The sequence below is a fragment of the Tateyamaria omphalii genome, from assembly GCF_001969365.1.
GTDB lineage: Bacteria > Pseudomonadota > Alphaproteobacteria > Rhodobacterales > Rhodobacteraceae > Tateyamaria > Tateyamaria omphalii_A.
This window is the reverse complement of the sequence record NZ_CP019312.1, coordinates 2,745,088-2,768,933: the sequence shown is the minus strand read 5'-3', so window position 1 is coordinate 2,768,933 and position 23,846 is coordinate 2,745,088. Positions and strand designations below refer to the sequence as shown.

General features: G+C 62.4%; 28 protein-coding genes and 1 pseudogene. 16 read left to right on the top strand and 13 right to left on the bottom strand.

The genetic code is table 11. From position 1 onward, the window contains the following. Positions 1-16 precede the first annotated feature (16 nt). The 5 genes from rnhA to BWR18_RS13720 are packed head-to-tail and all read right to left on the bottom strand — an operon-like array spanning position 17 to position 2,567. The gene (gene rnhA, locus BWR18_RS13740) at positions 17-472 is read right to left on the bottom strand and encodes a ribonuclease HI (protein ID WP_076629030.1); all 456 of its coding nucleotides are present in this window, start codon (positions 470-472) and stop codon (positions 17-19) included. After that, positions 465-1,058 (bottom strand): class I SAM-dependent methyltransferase, encoded by a 594-nt coding sequence (locus BWR18_RS13735; protein ID WP_076629029.1) that lies wholly within the window; start codon positions 1,056-1,058, stop codon positions 465-467. Before BWR18_RS13735 ends, rnhA begins: the two co-directional genes overlap by 8 nt. Then, complete coding sequence (locus BWR18_RS13730; RefSeq protein WP_076629027.1) at positions 1,058-1,507, bottom strand: DUF3429 domain-containing protein; 450 nt, start codon at positions 1,505-1,507, stop codon at positions 1,058-1,060. The genes BWR18_RS13735 and BWR18_RS13730 overlap by 1 nt, the downstream gene beginning before the upstream one ends. Then, a complete protein-coding gene (locus tag BWR18_RS13725) occupies positions 1,504-1,956 on the bottom strand; it encodes a YdeI/OmpD-associated family protein (RefSeq protein ID WP_076629025.1) in 453 nt (150 codons plus the stop codon). The genes BWR18_RS13730 and BWR18_RS13725 overlap by 4 nt, the downstream gene beginning before the upstream one ends. Next, positions 1,953-2,567, bottom strand: a complete 615-nt coding sequence (locus tag BWR18_RS13720) for a LysE family translocator (RefSeq protein WP_076629023.1) — start codon at positions 2,565-2,567, stop codon at positions 1,953-1,955. The genes BWR18_RS13725 and BWR18_RS13720 overlap by 4 nt, the downstream gene beginning before the upstream one ends. Positions 2,568-2,723: 156 nt before the next feature. On the opposite strand from BWR18_RS13720, the gene BWR18_RS13715 reads away from it, so the two are divergent. Continuing rightward, the gene (locus tag BWR18_RS13715; protein WP_076629022.1) at positions 2,724-4,493 is read left to right on the top strand and encodes an esterase/lipase family protein; all 1,770 of its coding nucleotides are present in this window, start codon (positions 2,724-2,726) and stop codon (positions 4,491-4,493) included. A 4-nt stretch (positions 4,494-4,497) separates the two neighbouring features. Here the strand turns inward: BWR18_RS13715 and ispH are convergent, their stop codons facing one another. From ispH to BWR18_RS13700, 3 genes are all read right to left on the bottom strand, one after another. Next, positions 4,498-5,448: a 4-hydroxy-3-methylbut-2-enyl diphosphate reductase gene (ispH, locus tag BWR18_RS13710; protein ID WP_076629020.1), complete on the bottom strand. Its 951-nt coding sequence runs from the start codon at positions 5,446-5,448 to the stop codon at positions 4,498-4,500. Between the two features lie 60 nt (positions 5,449-5,508). Further along, positions 5,509-6,246, bottom strand: coding sequence for a helix-turn-helix transcriptional regulator (locus BWR18_RS13705; protein WP_076629019.1), 738 nt, complete (start codon positions 6,244-6,246; stop codon positions 5,509-5,511). A gap of 158 nt (positions 6,247-6,404) precedes the next feature. After that, entirely contained in the window at positions 6,405-6,977 is a 573-nt protein-coding gene (locus BWR18_RS13700; protein ID WP_039682235.1) for a LabA-like NYN domain-containing protein, read from the bottom strand. A gap of 100 nt (positions 6,978-7,077) precedes the next feature. Here BWR18_RS13700 and folK point away from each other — a divergent pair, with 100 nt between their 5' ends. The 13 genes and pseudogenes from folK to recO all read left to right on the top strand — a co-directional run bounded on the left by folK (position 7,078) and on the right by recO (position 17,710). Then, positions 7,078-7,689 carry a 2-amino-4-hydroxy-6-hydroxymethyldihydropteridine diphosphokinase gene (folK, locus tag BWR18_RS13695; RefSeq protein WP_083957711.1) on the top strand — a complete coding sequence of 204 codons (612 nt, stop codon included), beginning with the start codon at positions 7,078-7,080 and terminating at the stop codon, positions 7,687-7,689. 73 nt (positions 7,690-7,762) lie between these two features. Continuing rightward, on the top strand, positions 7,763-8,116 hold the full coding sequence (rpoZ, locus tag BWR18_RS13690; protein ID WP_039682236.1) for a DNA-directed RNA polymerase subunit omega: 354 nt from the start codon (positions 7,763-7,765) through the stop codon (positions 8,114-8,116). A 22-nt stretch (positions 8,117-8,138) separates the two neighbouring features. Next, complete coding sequence (locus BWR18_RS13685; protein WP_076629017.1) at positions 8,139-10,280, top strand: RelA/SpoT family protein; 2,142 nt, start codon at positions 8,139-8,141, stop codon at positions 10,278-10,280. Between the two features lie 23 nt (positions 10,281-10,303). Then, positions 10,304-10,963: a DUF2062 domain-containing protein gene (locus tag BWR18_RS13680; RefSeq protein WP_076629015.1), complete on the top strand. Its 660-nt coding sequence runs from the start codon at positions 10,304-10,306 to the stop codon at positions 10,961-10,963. A gap of 96 nt (positions 10,964-11,059) precedes the next feature. Further along, positions 11,060-11,812 (top strand): pyridoxine 5'-phosphate synthase, encoded by a 753-nt coding sequence (locus tag BWR18_RS13675; RefSeq protein WP_076629014.1) that lies wholly within the window; start codon positions 11,060-11,062, stop codon positions 11,810-11,812. Between the two features lie 129 nt (positions 11,813-11,941). Beyond that, entirely contained in the window at positions 11,942-12,253 is a 312-nt protein-coding gene (locus tag BWR18_RS13670; protein ID WP_076629012.1) for a Dabb family protein, read from the top strand. A 7-nt stretch (positions 12,254-12,260) separates the two neighbouring features. After that, complete coding sequence (locus BWR18_RS13665) at positions 12,261-13,706, top strand: alpha/beta hydrolase (RefSeq protein ID WP_076629011.1); 1,446 nt, start codon at positions 12,261-12,263, stop codon at positions 13,704-13,706. Positions 13,707-13,714: 8 nt separating this feature from the next. Continuing rightward, positions 13,715-14,131: a holo-ACP synthase gene (gene acpS, locus BWR18_RS13660; protein WP_076629009.1), complete on the top strand. Its 417-nt coding sequence runs from the start codon at positions 13,715-13,717 to the stop codon at positions 14,129-14,131. Positions 14,132-14,186: 55 nt separating this feature from the next. After that, positions 14,187-15,005 carry a signal peptidase I gene (gene lepB, locus BWR18_RS13655; RefSeq protein ID WP_076629007.1) on the top strand — a complete coding sequence of 273 codons (819 nt, stop codon included), beginning with the start codon at positions 14,187-14,189 and terminating at the stop codon, positions 15,003-15,005. Continuing rightward, positions 15,002-15,689: pseudogene (gene rnc / locus BWR18_RS13650) on the top strand (ribonuclease III); the annotation flags it as partial. The gene lepB and the pseudogene rnc, both read left to right, overlap by 4 nt. Then, positions 15,685-16,593: a GTPase Era gene (gene era, locus BWR18_RS13645; protein WP_076629004.1), complete on the top strand. Its 909-nt coding sequence runs from the start codon at positions 15,685-15,687 to the stop codon at positions 16,591-16,593. The pseudogene rnc and the gene era, both read left to right, overlap by 5 nt. A 57-nt stretch (positions 16,594-16,650) precedes the next feature. Then, on the top strand, positions 16,651-16,983 hold the full coding sequence (locus BWR18_RS13640; RefSeq protein WP_076629002.1) for a DUF1491 family protein: 333 nt from the start codon (positions 16,651-16,653) through the stop codon (positions 16,981-16,983). A gap of 1 nt (position 16,984) precedes the next feature. Next, positions 16,985-17,710 carry a DNA repair protein RecO gene (gene recO, locus BWR18_RS13635; protein WP_076629001.1) on the top strand — a complete coding sequence of 242 codons (726 nt, stop codon included), beginning with the start codon at positions 16,985-16,987 and terminating at the stop codon, positions 17,708-17,710. Here the strand turns inward: recO and BWR18_RS13630 are convergent. The 5 genes from BWR18_RS13630 to BWR18_RS13610 form a co-directional block, all read right to left on the bottom strand. Next, positions 17,694-18,086, bottom strand: a complete 393-nt coding sequence (locus BWR18_RS13630; RefSeq protein WP_076628999.1) for an META domain-containing protein — start codon at positions 18,084-18,086, stop codon at positions 17,694-17,696. The two genes, recO and BWR18_RS13630, sit on opposite strands and share 17 nt — an antisense overlap. After that, on the bottom strand, positions 18,083-18,607 hold the full coding sequence (locus BWR18_RS13625; protein ID WP_076628998.1) for a TetR/AcrR family transcriptional regulator: 525 nt from the start codon (positions 18,605-18,607) through the stop codon (positions 18,083-18,085). The genes BWR18_RS13630 and BWR18_RS13625 overlap by 4 nt, the downstream gene beginning before the upstream one ends. A 133-nt stretch (positions 18,608-18,740) precedes the next feature. Beyond that, the gene (locus BWR18_RS13620; RefSeq protein WP_076628996.1) at positions 18,741-19,331 is read right to left on the bottom strand and encodes a LysE family translocator; all 591 of its coding nucleotides are present in this window, start codon (positions 19,329-19,331) and stop codon (positions 18,741-18,743) included. Positions 19,332-19,646: 315 nt separating this feature from the next. Continuing rightward, complete coding sequence (locus BWR18_RS13615; RefSeq protein WP_076628995.1) at positions 19,647-21,335, bottom strand: acyl-CoA dehydrogenase family protein; 1,689 nt, start codon at positions 21,333-21,335, stop codon at positions 19,647-19,649. A gap of 266 nt (positions 21,336-21,601) precedes the next feature. Then, complete coding sequence (locus BWR18_RS13610) at positions 21,602-21,961, bottom strand: helix-turn-helix domain-containing protein (protein ID WP_076628993.1); 360 nt, start codon at positions 21,959-21,961, stop codon at positions 21,602-21,604. Positions 21,962-22,137: 176 nt separating this feature from the next. Between BWR18_RS13610 and BWR18_RS13605 the strand changes: the two genes are divergently transcribed. Both BWR18_RS13605 and BWR18_RS13600 read left to right on the top strand, forming a co-directional pair. Continuing rightward, on the top strand, positions 22,138-23,040 hold the full coding sequence (locus tag BWR18_RS13605; protein ID WP_254684862.1) for a LysR family transcriptional regulator: 903 nt from the start codon (positions 22,138-22,140) through the stop codon (positions 23,038-23,040). A gap of 87 nt (positions 23,041-23,127) precedes the next feature. Next, on the top strand, positions 23,128-23,844 hold the full coding sequence (locus BWR18_RS13600; protein ID WP_076628990.1) for a hypothetical protein: 717 nt from the start codon (positions 23,128-23,130) through the stop codon (positions 23,842-23,844). Positions 23,845-23,846: the final 2 nt, after the last annotated feature.

The following is a 23,846-nucleotide window of genomic DNA, read 5'->3' as shown; positions in this document are numbered from 1 at the left end:
CGCCTGTGCCCCTGCGTCACTTGCCCTTGAACGGGGCCATGCCCGCCCGCGCCAGCTCATCCGCGCGTTCGTTTTCGGGGTGCCCGGCGTGCCCCTTGACCCATTCCCAGGTCACGTTGTGCCGCGCCTGCGCGGTGTCGAGCCGCTTCCACAGGTCGGCATTGGCCACCGGCTTTTTCGAGGCATTCTTCCAGCCGTTGCGCTTCCAGCCGTGGATCCAGCTGGTGATCCCGTTCTTGACGTAGTTGCTGTCGGTCACGACCGTGATCGTGCTGGCCCGGTCGAGCGCCTCGAGCGCGGAGATGGCGGCCATCAGCTCCATCTTGTTGTTGGTGGTCTGCGCCTCGCCGCCTTTCAACTCGCGTTCTTTGACCACTTTGTCGCCGTCCATCGCGCGCAACAACGCCCCCCAGCCGCCCGGGCCGGGATTGCCCGAGCAGGCGCCGTCGGTATAGGCGAAGAGCCTAGGCACGTTGCGCCTGCAGCACGATGAAGGGGGCAACTTCGCCCGAGAGGCCCGCTTCCTCGCCCTTGCGGCTGTATCCGATCTTGAACCCGGTGCGGGTCAGCAGGTCGGTCAAGTCGTCTTCGGTCCTGTAGGAGTATAGCCGTCCGATGCTGTCGCGGCTCTCGCCTTCGCCCAGCTTGGTGCCAAAGTGCAGCAGGCCGCCGGGTTTGAGCGCCGCGTGGATGGCTGTGAACTGGTCGGGCCAATCGCTGAGGGGCGTGTGCAGCATGGAGAAGTTGGACCAGATGCCGTCATAGGTGGCGATGTCGGTCAGGTCGGCATAGGTGGCTTGCCGCGCGGTCACGCCTGGATGCGTCTTGGCGAGCGCCAGCATTTCCGGCACCGGATCCCAGGCATGCACGTCGAGCCCGGCCTGCGCCATGGCAGCGGCGGCGAAGCCGGGGCCGCAGCCGATGTCCAGCACCGTTGCCCCCGCGGGGACATGCGCGATGAAGCGCAACATGGCGGCGCCTGCGGCCTCCTTGTCCGTCATGCGTGCGTATTCTGCGGCCTTGGCGGCATAGACATCCAGCGTTTCGCGGTCGCTCATCAGATCACCGTCACGGCAAGGCAGGCCACGACGATGGCCGTCAGAAGCACGCGGAGTTGCATCCACCACGGTGGCGTCAGCCCCCAGCGGAAAAAGGCGAAGTCGAGCATCAGGAGCCCCACAAAACCGAAGATCAGGTTCAGCCCCGCGCTGGTCGGACCGCCGCCGGTCATCAGGAACGCCCAGAGGGCCGGGATCACCGACAGTGCGTAGCCTGTGGCGGCTTGAGATCCGCGTGCTTTGGTTGCGAAGCCCCAGAGCACGCCAGACATGAAGGACAGGATGACCGAGCCGTAAAACAGCTGGACATAGGGACCGATGAACCGTGGGCCGATATACTGCAGCCCCCAGGTGGAGAGGGCGGGGTTGAGCACCGTCAGGGCGCCCCAGACGAAGGGGATCAGGCCGGCGAGGCCGAGGATCAGGGGGGCGCGGGGGATGGCGGTCATAATTCAGCGATCAATTTGGCGATGCGTTTGGCCCGGGTGTCGGACCTTTTGGCGATGTTGACAAGGTGCAATTTGCTGCGCTGCTGGCCCGGTGTCAAAGCGGCCCATTGGGTGCTGCGTCCTGCGCCGCGTATGGCCGCCGAGACCTCCTCCGGAACCTCGACCACGTTGGGGTCCACGGGGCGGATGCGCGCGTCGAACGGGTGGCCAACCTCAAGCCCGCTGTCGCGCAGGAATGTCCTGCCGGTGTAGACGAAGAGGCCGTCGATGACGGGGGCCTTGTTCAGGGCGAGGTTGATGGGGACGTCTGCAAATTCGCCTTCGATCCGCTTGGTCTTGGGCGGCAGGGCGGCGGCGATGTCATCCGGCAGGCGCAGGATGGTGTAGGTGTTCTTACCCCAGTTCAGCGGCTTGATCACCCCTTCGAACCAGAGCCAGTCGTCGCTCATGCCCGTTCGAGCGCCAGCCGACCGGCGAGGGCCGCAAAGATGGCGGCGAAGCTGCGCGAGAGCCAGCGCATCACCACCTCGGAGCCGAGGATCCATTGCCGTGCGGCGGCGGCGAAGGTGCCGTAGAGGACGAAGACGGCGAAGGTCATCGCCATGAAGACAAGGCCCAGCGTTGTCATTTCCAGAGTGGCGGTCGCGGCGTTGCCGGAAAGGAAGGGCGGCAGAAGGGCGAGGAAGAAGATCGACAGTTTGGGGTTCAGGATGTTGATCAACGCCCCCCGCCGCGCGATGCGCCAGCCCGCGTCTGCGCTGCGCTGGGACGAGATGTTGAGCGCGCCGCCCGATTGCAGGCTGCCCCAGGCGAGCCACAGCAGGTAGGCGACGCCCGCGAATTTCACGATGTTGAACAGCAGGGCGGAGGTGTGGAGGATTGCGGCCAGTCCCAAGGTCGCCGCGGCGAGGTGCGGGACGATGCCGAAGGTGCAGCCGAGGGCTGCCCAGAGGGCTGCGCGCCGTCCTTGGCCAAGGCCGAGGGCGAGGGTGTAGATGACGCCGGTGCCTGGTGCGATCACCACGACCAGTGCGGTCAGGAAGAATTGAACTGTCAGCATGTGCGCCCCCTGGTTTGTTCCGGGCGAGGCTATGCGTTGTGCTGCGGCACGTAAAGCGTGCGCGCGCTGCCATCAGCCGCCGGATTTGTCGCTTTGTCATATCATGACCCTGCGGTAGCGTCCGTGCCAGTTGGATTTGCCACTCAAGGTTTTTCGATGACACGCGTTTTCTTCTCCAATTTCGAGCAGCGGTCAGGGGCCAGCGTTCTTTACGTCGTGCTGCACGCTTACAACAACGGTCCGCAGCATGTGCAAGGCATCCGGGCGGCGATCCGGGAGATTGAGCCGGATGCGGATATTCTGTGCCCGGAGATGCCGACGGGCCTGTTTTCCCTGGCCGATCCGGAGGATATTGCGGCGCAGATCAAGGAACGGATCGACCTGCTGTTTGCCGAGAACGCCTATGACCGCATTGTCCTGGTTGGGCACAGTGTCGGGGCGTTGATCTGCCGCCGTGTCTATCTGCTGGCCTTTGGCGGGCCGCCTGTCGACGCGCGCGACGCGGACACAGGGACTGAGGCAGCGGTTTGGGTGGGGCGGGTCGACCGGATCATCCAGTTCGCGGCCATGAGCCGGGGCTGGACCATCAACCACCACCTGTCGCGCAAGACCGCCTTTGGCTACCGCGTGGGGCTTGCTGCCTTGCTACCCTGGGGCTTCATGAATGCACGTACTCCGCTGATTCTGCATATTCGCAAGGGCGCGCCGTTCCTGACCCGATTGCGCATGGACTGGGTCAATATGGCCAATGAGGTGCGCAGGCGCGCCGGGGCGGGCCAGGAGGCCACGCATGTGCCGACCATTCAACTGCTGGGTACCATTGACGATACGGTGGCCCCTGAGGACAACATTGACCCGGTCGCTGGCAGCGCGTTTTTCTATCGCGACGTGCCCGGGTCTGGCCACGGCGATGTGATTGATTTTGGCGACACTGCCGCGCTGCCGTCCCAAGGTGGTGAGCCCCTTGGGCGCGGTGACGCGCGCAAGGCCGTGTTTCAGGAGGTGGCGACAGCAACCGTTGCCGATCTGACCCAGAGCAGCGTGCATCCGGCGGACGAGACCTTTGCCGATGTGGAGACGGATGTGACCCATGTCGTTTTTGTCGTGCATGGCATTCGCGATGTGGGGTACTGGACCCACAAGATCGCGCGCGCCATCATGCGTCGCGCCAACGCCCCCGACCTGCGGGACAAGGTGAAGGTCCGCTCGCAGACGTCGAGCTATGGGTTTTTCCCGATCATATCCTTTCTGCGCCCCGCCAAGCGGATGGAGAAAGTGGATTGGTTCATGGATCAGTATGTGCAGGTGCGTGCCCGCTATCCGGAGGCGGCCGTGTCCTTTGTCGGGCACAGCCACGGCACCTATCTGCTGGCGCGGTCCCTGCGCGAATACGAGTTCTGCCGCTTTGACACCGTGGTCTTTGCAGGCAGCGTGGTGCGCCGTGCGTTTCCCTGGCGCGACTTCATTGCGCAGAGGCAAGTGCGCAAGATGATTAATTACGTGGCCACCGCCGACTGGGTTGTCGCCTTTTTCCCCAAGGCGTTCCAAGCTGTCGGCTGGCAGGACCTGGGCAGTGCCGGGCATGATGGTTTTGATCAGGCGGTGAAGGACGGGCCCGAGCTTTTTGAGGTTGAATATGTGCGGGGTGATCACGGGGCCGCCATTCAGGAAGGCAATTGGAATGACATTGCCGCGTTCATCTTTGACCCGCGGCAGATCGAACCTGCTGCCGGGATCAGCGCGCCGCGCCGCAACTGGCTGGTGGAGCGGATCGGGTTCGTGGCGCCTGCGGTCCCGTTGCTGATTGTGGCGGTTGCGGTGCTGATTGGTTACGTGTTGTATCAGGCGCCGACAACGGCGTGGTCCAACGAGCTGTTGGTTGGTGTATACGCGTTTCTGGTCGTGAAGGGGTTGTCGAAGCTGTGAGGGTTCAGGCCGGTTCGCGCAGGACCCGGGGCACTTTGAATTCCACGTTCTCGACCGCCGTTTCCACCAAGTCGACTGTGACGTCGTAGCGGGCGCGGAAGGCGTCGATCACCTCGTTGATCAGCACTTCGGGAGCGGAGGCGCCCGCGGTGATGCCCATGGTCGTGATCCCGTCCAGCGCCCGCCAGTCGATGTCTGTCGCGCGTTGGACAAGCTGGGCGTAGGTGCAGCCCGCCCGTGCGCCGACCTCGACCAGCCGTTTGGAGTTGGACGAGTTGGGCGCGCCCACCACGAGCATGGCATCGCATTTGGGCGCCATCGCCTTGACCGCTTCCTGGCGGTTGGTGGTGGCGTAGCAGATGTCTTCCTTGTGCGGGCCGACGATGGCGGGGAAGCGGGTCTGGAGGGCGGCCACGATGTCCTTGGTGTCGTCCACCGACAGGGTGGTCTGGGTGACGAAGGCCAGTTTGTTCGGGTCGCGGACCGCGACCTTTGCCACGTCTTCGACCGTTTCGATCAGCAGCACCTCGCCGTCGGGCAATTGGCCCATGGTGCCCACGGTTTCGGGGTGCCCTTCGTGCCCGATCATGATCATTTGCAGGCCGTTGTCAGCGTGACGCTGCGCTTCGATATGGACCTTGCTCACGAGCGGGCAGGTGGCGTCGACATAGACCATGTTGCGCGCCTGTGCGGCGCTGGGCACGGATTTGGGCACGCCGTGGGCCGAGAAGATGACGGGCCTGTCGTCGGGGCATTCCGACAGCTCTTCGACAAAAACGGCGCCCTTGTCGCGCAGGCCGTCCACCACGAATTTGTTGTGCACGATCTCGTGCCGGACAAAGACGGGAGCGCCCCATTTGTCGAGCGCCATCTCGACGATCTTGATCGCGCGATCGACGCCGGCACAGAACCCGCGGGGTGCGGCAAGATAGAGGGTCAGTGCAGGCTGTGGCATGGCGGCTCCTGTTGTTGATCCAGAGTTAAGCGCTTGGGGGCACCGGGTAAAGGGTGGCGCCTAGTCTGCGGTGGTCTGACCGAACACAAGCCGCGCGGCGTCGGCCCGGTTGTGAATGCCGAGTTTGCGGTAGGCGGTTTTGGCATATTCGTTCACGGTGTTGAGGCTGATGCCGCAAACCCGCGCCGCCTCTTTCCGGCTGAGGCCGCGGGCAAGCATGTAGATCACCTCGGCCTCGCGCGGGCTGAGCGCATCGAGCGACGCGGGCATGTCGGGCGCGATGAGGGCGGGCGCGTGGTCGGTTCGGGTGCCTGACAGCTCTTCGATCCGGCGGTGGATCAGCAGGCAAAAGAGGCGGAATTGTTCACCTTGGGGCCACATGGTTTCGAGAAACGTGTCGCGGTCGAGTGTGGTGCCCAGGTTGAACCCGCCGTACCGCTCGGCCCCGCGCAGGCGGGTGGGGATGCCGAAACCTGTCAGAAACCCTTCGGACCGGGCCGTTTTGATAAATGCCTTGGCGTTATCGGGGAGGTAATCGTGGTCCGGCAGGAACTCCGGGCCCGTGCGGGTGATGTCGTAACTGTTGCAGCAATGGCTGAGAAACGGGTCGGCATCTGGGGCAGCCTGGGCATAGAGCCCGGGGCAGGTTGTCAGAACGCGGCTGTCATGTGCGGGTGTGCCGGTGGCCGTGATGTAGATCACGTGGCGGATGCCGCGTGCGCGCAACGTTTGCACCACACCATCCCATAAAGCGGCCACGCTTGTGAGATGTTCCAGCTGTTCAGCATCACGAAACATGCTGCGATCCCCCCAATCGGGGGGATATTTACACAGGTCTTTTTGTTTTAAAACAGCGAGGTGTGCTGGTAGCCTGACATGCCGTATTTGATGACGAACCCATTTTCATATGACGGGCAGCGACATTGCAGTGTCACTGCCCGTTGATGAGTCCGACCTTAGCCCTGCGCTTGCAGCTTTTGCTCGCGTTCGGGCATCGGTTCGCGTGGGGGGCGGCCGATCACGTCCTTCAACTCATCAAGTTCGATGAAGTTGTCCGCTTGCCGGCGCAGATCATCCGAGATCATCGGCGGCTGGCTGCGAATCGTCGACACGACCGACACGCGCACGCCCTGGCGCTGGAGGCTTTCCACGAGCGGGCGGAAGTCCCCGTCGCCCGAAAAGAGCACGATGTGGTCCACGCGCGGCGCAAGCTCCATTGCATCGACGGCAAGTTCGATATCCATGTTCCCCTTGACCTTACGCCGACCCATGGAATCCGTGTATTCCTTGGCCGGTTTGGTCACCATGGTGAACCCGTTGTAATTCAGCCAATCCACGAGTGGACGGATCGGTGAATACTCGTCGTTTTCAAGCAGGGCCGTGTAATAGAATGCACGCAGCAATTTGCCACGCCGCATGAACTCTTGCCTGAGAAGTTTGTAGTCTATGTCGAACCCAAGCGCTTTGGCTGCGGCGTAAAGGTTCGAGCCGTCGATGAACAGTGCTAACCGTTCGTCCTTGTAAAACATAAAATGTCCTTCCGAAAATTCGGGGTTCCGCCTGTGATTTCCGTGAGTGAGTGCGTTAAAACGCGAAGCGGCGGTGGTCGGAAAATAGGTGTTTTTTATTATGTCGCAAGTCGGAGATGGGGTCAAAGCGAGCGAAACCCTGCCGCAGAACCAAGCAAAACTGGTCATTGCCCTCGGATCAAACAAGTCTTCTGCCGTAGGGTCACCTGCGAAAATTTTACAAAAAGCCATCTTTCGGATGGAGGAATCCGGTGCGGTGATTCGGGCGCAAAGCCGGTTTTTCATGACCCCGGCGGTCCCGGCGGGCAGTGGTCCCGACTTTGTAAATGCTGTTGTTTTACTGTCTGCTACGTGGTCGGCCCCCGAAGCGATCACGCGTCTGCACGAGATTGAGGCGGATCTGGGCCGTCGCCGCAAGGTCAGGTGGGAACAGCGGGTCGTGGACCTTGACTTGCTGGCTTACGGAGATGTCGTCCGCCCCGATGTTGCGACGTTGCGTCAATGGATGGATCTGCCCCTCGATCAGCAGCAGGAATCGGCCCCGGGGCAGCTTTTGCTGCCGCATCCGAGGATGCATGAGCGCGCTTTTGTCCTTGTTCCGATGGCGGAGGTCGTGCCGGATTGGGTGCATCCCATCACCCGTCGCACCGTTGTCGAGATGCGGGATTCGCTGCCGGTTGAGGATTTGGCGGCCATCATGCCGTTCGAATAGCGGCTTGTCATTCGCGTCAATCGCGCCTAAATAGCGCCCTTCTATTCTTTCCTTCCTGAGCAGGAGCATCCCCATGGCCCGCGTGACCGTTGAAGACTGCGTTGACAAGGTTCCGAACCGTTTCGAACTGGTGATGCTTGCCGCGCACCGCGCGCGCGAGATTTCCAGCGGTGCGCCAATCACTGTGGATCGTGACAACGACAAGAACCCTGTCGTGTCACTGCGCGAGATCGCGGAAGAGACGCAAAGTTCGGAAGAGTTGCGCGAGCGGCTGATCGAATCGAACCAGAGCCAGATCGAAGTCGATGAGGCCGAAGAGGACGCCATGGCGCTTCTCATGGGTGCCGAGCAGGACAAGCCCGAAGAAGACAGCATGTCCGAAGAGATGCTGCTGCGTCAGCTGATGGCCGCCCAAGGCCAGGGCTGACACCGCCCGGGGTGCGGACCGCATGATATCTGCCGACGACCTGATCGCGCTGGTCCGCAACTACAACCCCAAGACGAACGACGATTTGATCCGCCGGGCCTATGCCTTTGGCGGTCAAATGCATGACGGGCAGTTCCGCCATTCGGGCGAGCCCTATTTCACGCATCCGGTTGCCGTCGCGGCGATCCTGACCGAACAACAGTTGGATGATGCGACCATCGTCACCGCGCTGCTGCACGACACGATCGAGGACACCAAGGCCAACTACAGCATGGTCGCCGAAGAGTTCGGGGACGAGATTGCCAAGCTGGTCGACGGTGTGACCAAGTTGACCAATCTGCAGCTGAGCAGTGTCGAGACAAAGCAGGCTGAGAACTTCCGCAAGCTGTTCATGGCCATGTCGAAGGACATGCGCGTGATCCTGGTCAAGCTGAGCGACCGTCTGCACAACATGCGCACCATCAAGTCGATGCGCGCCGAAAAGCAGGTGCAGAAGGCGCGCGAGACAATGGACATCTTTGCCCCGCTGGCGGGCCGGATGGGCATGCAGTGGATGCGCGAGGAATTGGAGGATCTGGCCTTCAAGACGCTGAACCCGGATGCGCGGTCTTCGATCATTCGCCGTTTCATCACCATGCAGCGCGAAACGGGCGATGTGATCCAGCGTATTACCGGCGACATGCGGCACGAGTTGGCGAAGGTCGATATCGACGCCGAAGTGTTTGGCCGCGCCAAGAAGCCCTATTCGATCTGGCGCAAGATGCAGGAAAAGGACCAGTCGTTTAGCCGGTTGTCCGACATCTATGGTTTCCGCGTCATCACCGGCACCGAAGAGGATTGTTACCGCGCGCTGGGCGCCATTCACCAGCGCTGGCGCGCTGTGCCCGGCCGGTTCAAGGACTATATCAGCCAGCCCAAGACCAACGGCTATCGGTCGATCCACACCACCGTGTCGGGCCGTGATGGCAAGCGGGTCGAAGTGCAGATCCGCACGCGGCAGATGCATGATGTGGCAGAGACGGGTGTGGCGGCGCACTGGTCCTACCGCGACGGCGTCCGGTCGCAGAACCCGTTTGCCGTTGATCCGGCGAAGTGGATCAGCCAACTGACCGAGCAGTTTGACAGTGAAGAGGACCACGAGGACTTTCTCGAGGCCGTCAAGCTCGAGATGTATTCGGACCAGGTGTTCTGCTTTACCCCCAAGGGTGAGGTCGTCAAATTGCCGAAAGGCGCGACGCCCATTGATTTCGCCTATGCGATCCACACGCGGATCGGCAATGCTTGCGTCGGCGCCAAGGTGGATGGGATGCGCGTGCCCTTGTGGACCCGTGTCAAGAACGGCCAATCGGTTGAGATCATCACAGCGGAGGGGCAGACGCCGCAGGCCACCTGGCTTGAGATTGCCACCACCGGCAAGGCCAAGACGGCCATTCGCCGCAGCTTGCGCGAGGCTGATCGGGATCGGTTTATTACTCTTGGTCGCGAGTTGGCGCGTTCAGCTTTTGCCCACGTGCAAAAGAAAGCAACCGACAAGGCGCTGGAGGCGGCGGCCAAGCACCTGCGCCTGAAGGGAGCGGATGAGGTACTGGCGCGTCTGGGATCGGCAGAACTGACTGGCCGCGAGGTGGTGCAGGCGATTTATCCCGATTTGACGCCAAAACCCGGAAAGCAGGTGGACGCGCGCCGGGCCGTGATCGGTCTGTTGCCCGGGCAGTCGTTTCAGCGTGCGACCTGCTGTGAGCCGCTGCCGGGCGAGCGCATTGTCGGCATCGCCTTTCGTGGGGAGGGCGTTGTGGTTCACGCCATCGATTGTGAACGTTTGGTGGAATACGAGAATCAGCCCGACCGCTGGCTGGACCTGCATTGGCACGACGGCAGTCACCCAGCCGTGTACGGTGTGACGCTGGATATCACGATTGGCAATGACGCCGGTGTGCTGGGGCGGATTTGCACATTGATCGGTGAGAGCAAGGCGAATATCTCGAACCTTGAGTTTGTGGATCGGAAGCCTGACTTTTTCCGGCTGCTGGTCTACGTAGAGCTTCGGGATGCCCCGCATTTGCATACGTTGATGGGCGCCCTTGAAGCAGAGAGTGATGTGGCCGCCATCGACCGCTTTCGCCGTCCTGCCCCGTCTGCGGGCCAAGCGGTGGTGGCGGGCTAGGCGCAAGAAGGGGCGACAAGACATTGGTGTTCAAGCGCCGCGACCCCAAACCGTTCCTGCGCGCGGTGCTGGAAACCCTCTGGCCGCGCGGGGGCTGGGCGCGCGCGTTTCAGTATGTAAAGCACCGCGTTCGCCGGTTGCCCGACAGCCCCGAAAAGATCGCGCGGGGCATCTGGGCTGGTGTCTTAACCACTTTCACCCCGTTTTATGGCCTGCATTTTCTGGTCGCTGCCGTGATTGCCACGGCGATGCGCGGCAACATCGTGGCGGCGCTGATGGCAACTTTTTTTGGCAACCCGCTGACCTATGTGCCCATCGGCCTCGTGTCGCTGCAAACCGGTCACTGGCTTTTGGGCACGGAGATGAAGGAAGAGACCGAGCGGTCCTTTGGCGGGAAGTTCGTCGATGCGGGTGCGGATCTATGGCTGAACCTCAAGCATGTGTGGTTGGATGAGCCGCGGGACTGGACCAACCTGAGCATCTTTTACGACGAAGTGTTCTTTCCCTACCTGATCGGCGGCATCATTCCGGGCATCTTGGTTGCCACGGTCAGCTATTACCTGTCCGTGCCCGTGATCCGCGCCTACCAGAAGCGTCGCAAGGGGGCCATCAAGGCCAAGTTCGAGGCGCTGAAGGCCAAGGCCGCCAGCAAGGCGGCAAGCGCCAAGCAGAACGTCGACTGATCGCTTGGTACAATTTTCCCGCTTTGTCCGTATTTCCGGTGGGTTATATCCGCACTAGGTTGCGGCTGAGCGACATGGGTTGGAAGGACTGAACCGATGACATCTGCTTTGGGTAAGCTGCGCCTTGGTGTGAATATCGACCACGTGGCCACGGTGCGGAATGCGCGTGGCGGGGACACGCCAGATCCGTTGCGGGCGGCCAAGATGGCCGAAGCCGCGGGCGCCGACGGCATCACCGCGCACCTGCGCGAGGACCGCCGCCACATCTCGGACGCGGATATCGAAGGGTTGATGGACGTGCTGTCCGTGCCGCTGAATTTCGAGATGGCGGCGACGGACGAGATGCAGAGCATTGCGCTGCGCCATAAACCTCACGCCGTCTGCATCGTGCCCGAAAAGCGCGAGGAACGCACGACCGAGGGCGGGCTTGAAGTGGCGCGCGAGGAGAACCGCTTGGCCCATTTCATTGCGCCGCTGCGCGATGCGGGGTGCCGTGTGTCCATCTTTATCGCCGCCGACAAACGCCAGATCGAAGCCGCCCACCGGATCGGTGCGCAGGTGATCGAGCTGCATTCCGGTGCCTATTGCGACGCGCATCACGAGGGGCGGTTTGACGACCGCGACCGCGAGTTGGAGGCGATGCGCGAGATGTCGGCCTTTGCCCATGATCTGGGTCTTGAGGTGCATGTGGGCCACGGGCTGACCTATGAGACAGTTGCCCCCGTTGCGGCCTTTCCCGAGGTGATGGAGTTGAACATCGGCCACTTTCTGATCGGCGAGGCAATCTTTCTGGGCCTGGACCCCGCCATTCGCGAGATGCGCCGGTTGATGGACGACGCGAGGGCCTGATCGGCATGTTCCCGACGATTTTGTGCCGGTGGCTTGTGCTTTCGCTGGAACGCTCCATTCTTGAGTGAATGTTGAATATGCCGTCGCTCTGGCCATCGCCAATCGACGTGCAGAGGATAGGAGCCAAGTATGATCCGTCATTGCGTTTTCCTGCGTCTCGCCCCAAAGGCGGACAGCGCCGAGCTCGACAAGGTCATGCTGGGTCTGGGCGATGTCGTGCGCCGCATTCCGGGCTGTTCAGGCTTCCGTGCCGGGCCCAATCGGGATTATGAGAGCAAGAGCCCGGATTATCCCTACGGCTTTACGCTGGATGCGTTGGACGCCGAAGCCTTGGCCACCTATGCCGTCGATCCCGAGCATAAGGCGCTGGGCGCACGGCTGGTCGCCCTGTGCGAAGGCGGCGGGGACGGGGTTCTCGTTTTTGACATCGACGCGGTTTAGCGGCCCCATGCGGGGGTGGCTTGTGGCCGTGGTCGCTGTGCTGGTGGCGGCGTGGGCCGTGACGGTTCTGGAAGGCGCGCGCGCGGGTCTGACGATCGAAGACCGCCGCGTCGGCGATACCCCTGTGACCATCTATTCCAGCGCGGCAGATGGGCCGCCCGTGATCGTGGCGCATGGCTTTGCCGGGTCGCGGCAGATGATGCAGGGGTATTCCCTTGTGCTGGCGCAGGCGGGCTATACCGTTCACGCCTTTGATTTTGAGGGACACGGCCTGCACCCGACGCCGATGGGCGGGGACGTGAATGCCATTGACGGGACAACCCAGCGGCTGGTGACCCAGACCCGCGCCGTGATCGACAGTGTGGCGGGCGATGTGCCGGTTGCGCTGCTGGGACATTCGATGGCGACGGATGTGCTGGTGCGTGTGGCGCAGGATGATCCGCGTGTGGGGCCGATTGTGCTGCTGTCTGCCTTTTCCCGTGCGATTGATGCAGCCCATCCCGGGCATATGCTGCTCGTGACCGGCGTGTGGGAGCCGGGCTTGACCGACTTCGCGTTGGAGGCGGCCCGGATGGTCGATCCGGCGGCTGTGGTGGGCGAAACGGTCGTCGCTGGCGATGTCAGCCGCCGCGCTGTGTTGGCGCCCTATGCCGAGCATGTGGCGATCCTGCATTCCCGGGCCGGTCGGGCGGAGGCGCTGGATTGGGTGAACGGGTTTTATCAGCGATCGGGTGTGGCATCCGTGCCGCCCACGGGGTGGGCGCTCATCGCGTTGCTCTTCGCGGTGACGGCGTTGGTGGCGCCATTGGCGCGGCTGTTTCCTCAGAAGGCGCCGGGGGTGCAGCCGATGGGCTGGCGTGCATTTGCCTTAGTCGCCTTTGTGCCTGCGCTGGTTGCGCCGTTGATCGCAGCACCGCTGGACACCCGGCTGTTGCCGGTTCTGGTTGCGGATTATCTGGCGCTGCATTTGTTCATCTATGGCCTGCTGCAACTGGGGTTGCTGTTCTGGACGGGGCGGCGGTTGACCGCGCCCGCGCCCTTGGCGGCTGGTATTTTGGTGGTGTGGGGGCTGGGCGTGTTCGGGCTGGCCCTTGATCGGTACGGCGCGAATTTCTGGCCGACGGACGGGCGGTTGCCGATCCTCGCTGCGCTCGCGTTGGGGGCTGTGCCGTTCATGCTGGCCGACGCGCGTGCGGCCTTTGGCGCGCCGGCGTGGCAGCGAGTGGTGCTGCGTCTTGCGCTTTTGGTGTCGCTGGGCATTGCCGTTGCGCTGGATTTCGAGGGGCTGTTTTTCCTGATCATGATCGCCCCTGTCATCCTGCTGTTTTTCCTGACCTTTGGCGTGATGGGCCGTGCCTTTGCCAAGCGCACGGGGCCGGGGACGGCAGGGCTGGCGCTGGGGCTTGTTCTGGCGTGGGCCTTGGGCGTATCCTTTCCGCTCTTTTCCGCGTGAGACTGTAGATGATCCTGGGCATTGGCACCGATCTGGCGAATATCGAGCGCATTCAGGGCACGCTGGACCGCTTTGGCGACCGGTTCCGCAACCGGGTGTTCACTGACATCGAGCAGGCCAAGGCCGAGCGCCGCGCGGACATCGCGGGCACCTATGCCAAGCGATGGGCGGCGAAGGAGGCCTGTTCGAAGGCGCTGGGCACCGGTCTGCGCATGGGAATTGCGTGGAAGGACATGGCCGTCACCAACCTCAAGACAGGTCAGCCGGTCATGCACGTGACAGGCTGGGCGGCGGAACGCTTGACCGCGATGACACCTGCGGGACATGAGGCGATCATCCATGTGACCCTGACCGATGATCACCCTTGGGCACAGGCCTTTGTCGTGATTGAAGCGCGCCCGATACAATCGGCGCCGGTGGCTTGACACCCCCGCACGTCACCCGCATGTAGCGCTGACCCCACACCCCAAGGAGCGCGCAATGGCCGCCAAGGAAAAGTCCCAGAATGGCGTGATCGAGACGATCAAGACCATCGTCTATGCGCTGCTGATTGCGGGTGTGTTTCGGACCCTGTTCTTTCAGCCGTTCTGGATTCCGTCGGGGTCCATGAAAGAGACGTTGCTGATCGGGGATTTCCTGTTCGTGAACAAGATGGCCTACGGCTATTCCTACGCGTCCTGCCCGTCGATTCCAGCCGTTGGACTGGATGCGCAGGCGCTGTGCGGGTTCATGGGCGATGATCGTATCTTGGCGGGCCAGCCCGAGCGGGGCGATGTGGTTGTGTTCCGTCACCCTGTGTCGGGGGCGGACTTCATCAAGCGGGTCGTGGGCCTGCCGGGGGATACCGTGCAGGTGCGCGACGGGCAGATCGTGCTGAACGGGACGCCGGTGCCGCAGGACCCTGCGGGCACGTTTACAGAGGTGTTCGACCGACAGGGGCCGCAGGGCCTGTTGCCCCGGTGTGAGAGCGGCGCGGTGGGGCAGGGCGCCGCCTGTACCAAGTCGCGCTTTGTCGAGACGTTCCCGAATGGTGAAGAACACGTGGTGCTGAACGTGGCCGTTCAGCAATCCGACAACACGCCCGTTTACCGCGTGCCCGAGGGTCATTACTTTTTCATGGGTGACAACCGCGACAACTCCTCTGACAGCCGCTTGGCGCAGGTGGCGGGTGGCGTGGGGTACGTGCCGTTCGAGAACCTGATTGGTCGCGCAGACCGCATCATGTTCTCGTCCGCGGGCCGGTCTATGCTGTTCTTCTGGACCTGGCGCAGCGATCGCTATTTCAAGAGGATCGAGTGAAGCTGGGCGCGGACCTTTCGGCGTTCGAGGGCCGGATCGGCCACCGTTTTGCCGCGCCCGAACTGATTGTCGAGGCGGTGACGCATGCATCGATGTCGTCGCCGACGCGGTCGGACAACCAGCGGCTGGAGTTTCTGGGCGATCGGGTGCTGGGTCTGGTGATGGCGCAAGCCTTGCTTGAAGCGGATCCGGGTGCCGCCGAAGGGACGCTGGCCCCGCGCTTCAACGCACTGGTCCGCAAGGAGACCTGCGCCGAGGTGGCCCGCGACATCGCACTTGGCGATGTGCTGCGCCTGGGTCGGTCCGAGATGCTGTCAGGTGGGCGGCGCAAGCAGGCGTTGCTGGGTGATGCGGTCGAGGCGGTGATCGCAGCCGTCTATCTGGATGCCGGGTTTGAGGCGGCCAAGGCGCTGATTCTGCGCCTATGGGGTGAGCGCATCGCGCGCGTCGATGCGGATGCGCGCGACGCCAAGACGGCGTTGCAGGAATGGGCGCAGGCGCGGGGCCTGACCCCGCCGCAATATGTGGAAACTGCCCGGTCGGGGCCGGATCATCAGCCGGTGTTCACCATCGCCGCCCGCCTGTCCACGGGCGCGGAGGCGACCGCCACCGCCGGGTCAAAGCGTGAGGCGCAGCAGGCTGCGGCCCAAGCGCTGCTACAGGAATTGGAGGGGTCGGCATGACCACGCGTGCGGGTTTCGTCGCCCTGATCGGAGAGCCCAATGCGGGCAAGTCCACGTTGCTGAACACCATGGTGGGCGCCAAGGTCAGCATTGTGACCCACAAGGTGCAGACCACCCGTGCCCGCATTCGCGGCGTGGCGATGGAGGGCGACAGCCAGCTGGTCTTTGTCGACACGCCGGGGCTGTTCCAGCCGCGTCGCCGTCTGGACCGTGCGATGGTCGCCGCTGCCTGGGGCGGGGCGGCGGATGCGGATGTCATCGTGCTGATGATCGAGGCGCATCGCGGTGTGACCGCTGGGGTTGAGCGCATTCTGACCCAGCTCGCTGAGATCGGAAAGGGCCGCACCGTGGCGCTGGCCATCAACAAGATTGACCGGGTCGAGGCGCCCGTTCTGCTGGGTCTGACCAAGGACCTGAACGAACGGTTCGAGTTTGTCGAAACCTTTATGATTTCTGCCGAGAAGGGCCATGGGGTCGAGACCCTTCGGAAGTGGTTGGCGGAGCAGGTGCCTGAAAGCCCATGGCTGTATCCCGAGGATCAGATTGCCGATCTGCCCATGCGCATGATCGCCGCCGAGATGACCCGCGAGAAGCTGACCCTGCGCCTGCATCAGGAGCTGCCCTATCAGCTGACCGTTGAGACGGAAGCCTGGGAAGAGCGCAAGGATGGATCGGCGAAGGTGGACCAGATCATCTATGTCAGCCGCGATGGGCACAAGGGAATCGTCCTGGGTCACAAGGGCGAGACCATCAAGGCGGTGAGCAAGGCCGCACGCGAGGAACTGGCGGAGTTTCTGGGCCGCAAGGTGCATCTGTTCCTGCAGGTGAAGGTGCGCGAGAAGTGGCTGGAAGAGGCGGAACGCTATGACCAGATGGGTCTGGATTTCAAAGATGGAAATGCCTGAGCGTTTTGCTGATCGGCCCTCCGGGGGCGGTTTATCTGGCAAAGTGAAGGAGCGTGCGTGTCGCCCCGTTTGACATCCCGGTTCTGGGTGGACGCGTATCTGGCGCGCCTGCGCTTTGCCGACATCCCGGGGTTTGTCGTGTCCCATGGGGATGACACGGGCGGGGCGGTTTTGGTCAAGCTGAACACGCTGGATGGACAGGCTGTTCTGTACCAGCGGTCTTTTGATCTGATGACCGACACGCGGGTCTGGGCCGAGTTGGCGTCCGGGCCGGAACCGGATGTGGACGCCGCCGTGGCCCGGCAGCGCGGGTTTGATCCCGATCTGTGGGTGATCGAGGTGGAGGACCGGGCCGGGCGGCACCTTCTGGATCAAGAGGGTCTGGCCTGAGATGGAGTGGCGCGGCACGGGCATATTGCTGAGCGTGCGGCGCCATGGAGAGACCAGCGCGATCATTGATGTGTTTACCGAGGAAAAGGGGCGCCATGCCGGTGTCGTGCGGGGCGGGACCAGCCGCAAGATCGCGCCCATCCTGCAGCCTGGGGCGCAGTTGGATGTGGCGTGGCGTGCGCGGCTTGAGGATCATATCGGGACATTTGCCGTAGAGCCTGTGCGCAGCCGTGCCGCATTGGTCATGGGCAATCGGTTGGCGCTGGCGGGGTTGAATGCCGTCACCGGCTTGTTGGGATTTTGCCTGCCGGAGCGCGAAGCGTATGGACCGCTGTACCGTCGGACCGAAGCGCTGCTGGATCTGCTGGGGCAGGACGCCGTATGGCCGTTGGCCTATTTGCAATGGGAATTGGCGCTGCTTGAGGAGATGGGCTTTGGCCTTGATCTGTCGGCCTGTGCGGCGACGGGGGCGACGGACGGCCTGGCCTATGTGTCGCCCAAGACGGGGCGGGCCGTATCCGAGGCGGGTGCTGGCATCTGGGCGGACCGGCTGCTGCCCCTGCCGGCAGTGCTGCGCCGCGAGGGGGACGCGCCGGATCGCGAGATTGCACAGGGGTTGGAGACGACCGGGTATTTTCTGGCGCACCACCTTGCCCCTGATCTGGGGTCGCGGCCATTGCCGGAAGCGCGCGCGCGTTTTGTCGATGCGTTCAGTCGGACGTTGTGAACACCATTTCGTCGCCGTCATCATTGCGCAGAAAGAGCGTGCCCTCGCGCACTTCGGACTGGGTCATGCGCGCGAGTGCGTCGAGATATGCCGTTTCCGCATCAAGGTCCGCGCAGGCTGTGCGCGTGGCCAGGATCGGGCTGAGTTGGAACCATGGATACGGCACCGTGTTGGTTGCGCTGAAGCTGTTGCAGGGCGCCTGACCCGACACCGGGCCGCCCGGCTGAAATTCGAGCGTCGTGGGCCCAGGCAGTGCGGAGCCGTTCAGGGTTTGCAGCTCCCACAGCCGATCTGCGGCGCCGTAGCGTGCGACCGTCTCGTCTGCCTGGCAGGCGGGGATGGACGCAAGCAGCGTCAGCGCCGCAGCGCGGATCATTTCAGGGCCATCACCAGATCTACGAGTGCCGCAAAGGCGACGAGCGCTTCACCATCGTCGGTGCGCATCTGCTTCAGCCCGACAAGCGAGCCATAGGCGGAGCGTGCGAAATCCTCGTTCGTGACACCGATGCTGGACATCAGATCCGTGAGACGCTTGAGGCGGGCCGTATCGACCTCTGCCAGCGCCTTGGCGACGGCTTTGTCCTGCTGCGCCCAGGCGCGCAGGGCGGGACCGGGGCTGTCTTCCTGTACGCTTTGTCCGAAGCGGATCATCTTGTCCGTGGGCGTTCCATTCTGTGCGCTGTCGTCGGCAAGCGTTGCCAAGGCGCGGCTTTTCCATTCGGCGAGCAATGCCTTCTGGAATGCTGGTACGTCCTTGAAATGCCAGTAAAAAGACCCTTTGGAGGTCTTCAGGTGTCGTGACAATGGCTCGGCCCTGAGCGCAAGTGGCCCTTGGGCGGTGAGCTGTTCAAGCCCGGCGTCGATCCAGGCGGCGGGGGAAAGGGGTGCTTTGGCCATGTTCGTGCGATACGCTCGGGTATGCAGGGGTGCAAGCGAAAGCGGCTACAACTTCCGGTATGAGCGTTTTGCCGCACATGGTGCGAAAAAATTTGCTTATCTTGCATGCTGTTCGGCCGGCATGTGGGCGGTTCTAGATCCCGGAGGCCACCGCCAGCGCGACCACCAGAAGCATGGATGCGGCCATGGCATAATTGATCCGCCGCTGGCGATGCGGGGCGAGGTCGAGCGCCTTGAGTTGCACCCCGAACCAAACCCACAGCACGTGGATCGGTAGCCAGATCGCGTTGACGATCAGGAGCTTCCAGGCGGCCTCGGCCACAAGCGCGTCAGGCATCAGTGCGAAGCCGGAAAAGAGCGCCGTGTTGACGGCGTAAGCCTTTGGATTGATTGGCTGAAGCAGGATGCCGTTGATCACGCCGGGCTCGGTCTCTGCCGGGGCGAAGGCCAGTTTTGACCCGGCAAATGCGATGCGCGCCGCGAGGTAGAGCAGGTAGCCGGTGGACAGAACGAACAGGAATGTCCGCAGGGCCGGACTTGCGAGGATCAGGGCGGCGAGGCCGCTGATCACCGCGAGGATCACGAGGTTGTTGCCGATGAGGAGACCCAGCACGTAGCGCAGGCCCGACCGCATGCCGAAGGCGGCGCCGACGCCTGCCGCCGAAAGGACGCCGGGGCCGGGGGTAATGATCAGGAAGAAGACGGCGGCGGCGAAGGTGAGCATTGGGTCAGAATGGCGGAGGAGGCACCGTACGCGCAACAGTTAACCCGCGTTTTACGCGGGAGGGTCGGATATGCGGGTTAACGCCCGTGTTTGTTGGGAAAACGGCGATGCACAACCTGTGCACCATGTGTGCACCGACCGTGCACCGCTGATGCACCGAAACCGGGGTTAACGGAGCGTGCGGTGGTGAAGGTTAAGGGTGGGTTAATGGGATGTGTGTGCCGTAGAAACGACGAGGCCGGGCAGAAGCCCGGCCTACAGTGTTGCTGATCACAGAGGGTATGGCGGGTTGAAAACCCGCCTTACGGGTGTGTGTCAGCCGAGGATGCGGCGGGCGATGACCTGGGCCTGAATTTCGGCCGCACCTTCGAAGATGTTGAGAATACGGGCGTCACAGAGCACGCGGGAGATTTTGTATTCCAAGGCAAAGCCGTTGCCGCCGTGGATTTGCAACCCGTTGTCGGCAGCCGCCCACGCCACGCGGGCGCCGAGCAGCTTGGCCATGCCCGCCTCCACGTCGCAGCGCCGGCCTTCGTCCTTTTCGAAGGCGGAGAAATAGGTGAGCTGGCGTGCCACCATGATCTCGACCGCCATCATCGCCAGTTTGTTGGCGACGCGGGGGAAGTCGATCAGGGATTTGCCGAACTGCTTGCGGTCCTGTGCGTATTGCATCGAGATGTCGAGCGCGGATTGCGCCACACCGATGGCGCGGGCTGCGGTCTGGATGCGGGCCGATTCGAAGGTCTCCATCAGCTGCTTGAAGCCTTTGCCCTCTTCGCCGCCGAGCAGGTTCTCACCCTTCACGTGGAAGTTGTCGAAGCCCAGCTCGTATTCTTTCATGCCGCGGTAGCCCAGCACTTCGATCTCGCCGCCGGTCATGCCGTCGGTTGGGAACGGGTTTTCGTCGGTGCCGGGCGTCTTTTCAGCGAGGAACATCGACAGGCCCTTGTAGTCTGTCGTGTTGGGATCGGTGCGGGCCAGCAGCGTCATCACCTGCGTGCGCGTGGCGTGGGTGATCCAGGTTTTGTTGCCCGTGACCTTGTAGTCGCCATTGTCGTCCTTGACCGCGCGGGTGCGCAGGGCGCCGAGGTCCGAGCCGGTATTGGGTTCCGTGAACACGGCTGTGGGCAGCGTTTCGGCGCTGGCCAGTTGCGGCAGCCACTTTTGCTTTTGCTCTTCCGTGCCGCCGGCGATGATCAGTTCGGCGGCAATCTCGGACCGGGTGCCGAGCGAGCCGACACCGATATAGCCGCGCGACAGCTCTTCGGACACCACGCACATGGAGGCCTTGGACAGACCGAAGCCGCCGTATTCTTCGGGGATGGTCAGGCCGAAAACGCCCATCTCGGCCAGCTCGTCGATCACCTCCATGGGGATCAGCTCGTCCTTGAGGTGCCAATCGTGGGCGAAGGGTTCGACCTTGTCCACGGCGTAGCGGCGGAACTGCTCGCGGATCATCTCGAGCTCTTCGTCGAGACCGGACGCGCCCACCGTGATCTCGGCGCTGCGTTCCTGCATCAGCTCGACAAGGCGCACGCGGGCGGCTTGGGTGTTGCCGCCCTGGGTCAGTGTCATGACCGCGGGGTCCATCATGCCGCGCATGTCGTCCTGGGACAGGCCCAGATCCTGCAGGCGCAGCACTTCGCCCTGGTTCATCTGGATGCCGCCATAGATTTGCCAGAGGTATTCACCGAACGCGATCTGGTGAATCAGGGCTTCGACCTCGCCAAACTTGGACTGCGATTCGAGCGCTTCGGCCCATTTCTGCATCTGGCGCAGCGATTCGGTGTAGGTGGCGAGCCACGCGAGACCGTGGGCGGCGGTCTGATTCTCTTCCACAAGGGCGCCGGACACGCGACCATCCACACTGAGTTCAGCCCGCAGACGGGTGCGGGCGAGTTCGGTAATGTCCTGGACTGGCTTCAGCGCCGCACGTGTCAGACCAAGCAGGTCATCCAGTAAAATGGGCGTGACCGCCCCAATATCCTGTCCGTCATGTGCCATGGCTTGGCTCCTCATTTTCAACTCGGTCTCGGCTTACCTAGTTCGCAGGTGCAGCGCAACAAACATTCATTTTGGTGCGGCCATTTGTTCGTTTCTTGCGTGGCATTATACTGCAGTGCAGCATGGATGTGGCATGGGAAGAGTATTGCACAAAATAAAACCGCGCCCAAGTTGGGCGCGGTGTCACTCGTACGACTACTATTCTTTTGGGCCCGTGGTGCAGCCGGACGTCATACACCGCAGGGGTATTTCGTGAAATACCGCCCTCAGGAGGCCCTGCGTGCGACTGTCAGGCCCGACACGTCTTCGATGAAGGTCACGATCCGCGACTTGATTCTCTCGTCTTCGATCGTGGCGAGCGCGTTCACAATATCGAGGCCCCGATCGTTGCGGGGGGCTGGATCCTGCTCGGCCAGACCCTCAAAGAAATAGGACGTGGGCACGTCGAGGATACGCGACAGTTCAAACAGGCGGCTTGCCGCGATTCTGTTCGACCCGATTTCGTATTTCTGGATCTGCTGAAAGGACAGGTCCAAACGTTTTGCAACATCGGTTTGTGACATCCGACGCAGGGTGCGGATTTGTTTCAGGCGCTTGCCGACGTGAACATCTACTGGGTGTGACACAACTAATTACCTCCGGTTTATCTGGAGACAGTCATCGCCGAGTACACGCACAGGTTCAATTGGCTAGTTTTGCACCCAATACCACACGTAAATGTTGCATTAATGTATGATTCATTTAACGTAGATGTATTGCTCATCATACATTGGGTTTGCCTGTGAATGCCCCGACGCGCAACTTGACCGACGCCAATCAACCGCTGCTGTTCGAGATGATCCGCTCGTTCACGACGCTGGCGCAGACGTTGAACCTGTCCCATGCGGTGGCGGAACTGAACAGCACGCGGCAGACGGTGCGGCGCCATATTTCGCAACTCGAGGAATTGCGTGGGGAAGAGCTGTTTCGGACGCGGGACCGCCGGTATGAACTGACCGAGGCGGGAGAGGCGGCGCTGCCTGAAGCGCGCGAACTTCTGATGCATGCACGCGCGTGGTCCAAGGGGCAGACCGGAGTGCGCAGCGCGCTGCAATATTTGCAGGCCAAGGCCGGTGACTGGGTCTTTTATCAGCAACAACAACCCATCGGGGACATCTGGCATGACGAGTCGATCTTGCTGCGCGAGACGTATCGCGCGTGGGTCATGGGCGCCGGTGAGATCGAAAATCCGGCGCTGGCGCATGTCCGTCCCTACCTGATGGTGTACCGCAATTCTGATTCGGGCTGGATCTGCGTCGAATTCGGCCAACGCTCGGCATACGTGAATTGGTTTGGACAGGATTACGCACGCTCAAGTATTGGTCGTCCCATTGCGCGCTTGCCTGCGGGTGAGGAATTCGGACGAATGCTCGATCAGTCCTTTCTCGATATTCAGACAACGCAGATGGCCCGACTGGACCACGTGTTCACCCGCATGCCCGGCCGGAACGATGCCGGACCGGTCACGATGGCCTACCAACGCCTTATGATGGCTGGATTTTTTCCTGATCGGTCATCTGCTGTAACGACCCTGGTTGTGCCCACCGTGAACGTGAAGATCGCTGCTCTGGACGAGGCGCAGCGGGCCGATCTTGCGGAAATCGAACCACCGGATTTTGACCCGGCACATGCAACATTCGAAAACCTCGCAAAACCGCCACCTTAACGAACTTACACTTATTCAGCGAGTTTTACGGGTATTTTCCACGAATCTGTCTTAACTTTGACGCAATGCGTCAGAGGAGAGATAGTTATGACCATTCAGTTCCCCGGCAATGCGGCGCCATTTATCGCGACCAGCCGCAATATCTTGGTATCACAGGGGATTACTCTGACCATTGGAACGGACTTTGAAGAGTATCGCGACATCGTTGCCGAAGAACGCCCCATGCAGAAGCTGGGCGCGCCCTTCGATCCCGACCTGCACGGTCTGAACCGGTCCAACGCGTTCTGGTTGATTGGCCGCAGTGAGGACGGAGAGTTGATCCATACGCAGGCGGCCAAACGTGTGCGACTGTCTGCGCGCCCACTGAGTGGTTATCTGCTGCGGCAGTTCAGGGCGTTTCCACCGCCGCTCAAGGGCGTTGATCTGGCCCGGTCACGCTTTCGCGCGACGCCGGGCACGCACAAGATCAACGGCATGGCTGCGTATCACGGCGAGTTCTGGGTCGCGCCGGAGCGGGGCAAGTATCGCGGTGTCGGACTTGCGCCCGTACTTGGGCGTACAGGTATGCTCGAGATGATGCAGCGCTGGGACCCGGACTGGATCTACGGGTTCATTCTGAACGTCGTGGCGTACAAGGGGTTCGCGGCCCGGATCGGATACCTGCACCTGGAACCCAGTGTCCTGAAATGGGTGGTCGAGGGGCGTGACGCCCCGATCGACACGTTCCTTGCCTACAACAGCCGCGAGGATCTGGAATACCTGCTTGATATTCCGCTGTCGGATGTGGTGCCCGAGGCCGCGTAAGG

Coding starts and splice junctions, on each gene's coding strand:
- BWR18_RS13735 (WP_076629029.1), bottom strand. CDS start 1,058: ATGAGCGACCGCGAAACGCTGGATGTCTATGCCGCCAAGGCCGCAGAA.
- BWR18_RS13730 (WP_076629027.1), bottom strand. CDS start 1,507: ATGACCGCCATCCCCCGCGCCCCCCTGATCCTCGGCCTCGCCGGCCTG.
- BWR18_RS13725 (WP_076629025.1), bottom strand. CDS start 1,956: ATGAGCGACGACTGGCTCTGGTTCGAAGGGGTGATCAAGCCGCTGAAC.
- BWR18_RS13720 (WP_076629023.1), bottom strand. CDS start 2,567: ATGCTGACAGTTCAATTCTTCCTGACCGCACTGGTCGTGGTGATCGCA.
- BWR18_RS13715 (WP_076629022.1), top strand. CDS start 2,724: ATGACACGCGTTTTCTTCTCCAATTTCGAGCAGCGGTCAGGGGCCAGC.
- ispH (WP_076629020.1), bottom strand. CDS start 5,448: ATGCCACAGCCTGCACTGACCCTCTATCTTGCCGCACCCCGCGGGTTC.
- BWR18_RS13705 (WP_076629019.1), bottom strand. CDS start 6,246: ATGTTTCGTGATGCTGAACAGCTGGAACATCTCACAAGCGTGGCCGCT.
- BWR18_RS13700 (WP_039682235.1), bottom strand. CDS start 6,977: ATGTTTTACAAGGACGAACGGTTAGCACTGTTCATCGACGGCTCGAAC.
- folK (WP_083957711.1), top strand. CDS start 7,078: ATGTCGCAAGTCGGAGATGGGGTCAAAGCGAGCGAAACCCTGCCGCAG.
- rpoZ (WP_039682236.1), top strand. CDS start 7,763: ATGGCCCGCGTGACCGTTGAAGACTGCGTTGACAAGGTTCCGAACCGT.
- BWR18_RS13685 (WP_076629017.1), top strand. CDS start 8,139: ATGATATCTGCCGACGACCTGATCGCGCTGGTCCGCAACTACAACCCC.
- BWR18_RS13675 (WP_076629014.1), top strand. CDS start 11,060: ATGACATCTGCTTTGGGTAAGCTGCGCCTTGGTGTGAATATCGACCAC.
- BWR18_RS13670 (WP_076629012.1), top strand. CDS start 11,942: ATGATCCGTCATTGCGTTTTCCTGCGTCTCGCCCCAAAGGCGGACAGC.
- BWR18_RS13665 (WP_076629011.1), top strand. CDS start 12,261: ATGCGGGGGTGGCTTGTGGCCGTGGTCGCTGTGCTGGTGGCGGCGTGG.
- acpS (WP_076629009.1), top strand. CDS start 13,715: ATGATCCTGGGCATTGGCACCGATCTGGCGAATATCGAGCGCATTCAG.
- lepB (WP_076629007.1), top strand. CDS start 14,187: ATGGCCGCCAAGGAAAAGTCCCAGAATGGCGTGATCGAGACGATCAAG.
- era (WP_076629004.1), top strand. CDS start 15,685: ATGACCACGCGTGCGGGTTTCGTCGCCCTGATCGGAGAGCCCAATGCG.
- recO (WP_076629001.1), top strand. CDS start 16,985: ATGGAGTGGCGCGGCACGGGCATATTGCTGAGCGTGCGGCGCCATGGA.
- BWR18_RS13630 (WP_076628999.1), bottom strand. CDS start 18,086: ATGATCCGCGCTGCGGCGCTGACGCTGCTTGCGTCCATCCCCGCCTGC.
- BWR18_RS13625 (WP_076628998.1), bottom strand. CDS start 18,607: ATGGCCAAAGCACCCCTTTCCCCCGCCGCCTGGATCGACGCCGGGCTT.
- BWR18_RS13620 (WP_076628996.1), bottom strand. CDS start 19,331: ATGCTCACCTTCGCCGCCGCCGTCTTCTTCCTGATCATTACCCCCGGC.
- BWR18_RS13615 (WP_076628995.1), bottom strand. CDS start 21,335: ATGGCACATGACGGACAGGATATTGGGGCGGTCACGCCCATTTTACTG.
- BWR18_RS13600 (WP_076628990.1), top strand. CDS start 23,128: ATGACCATTCAGTTCCCCGGCAATGCGGCGCCATTTATCGCGACCAGC.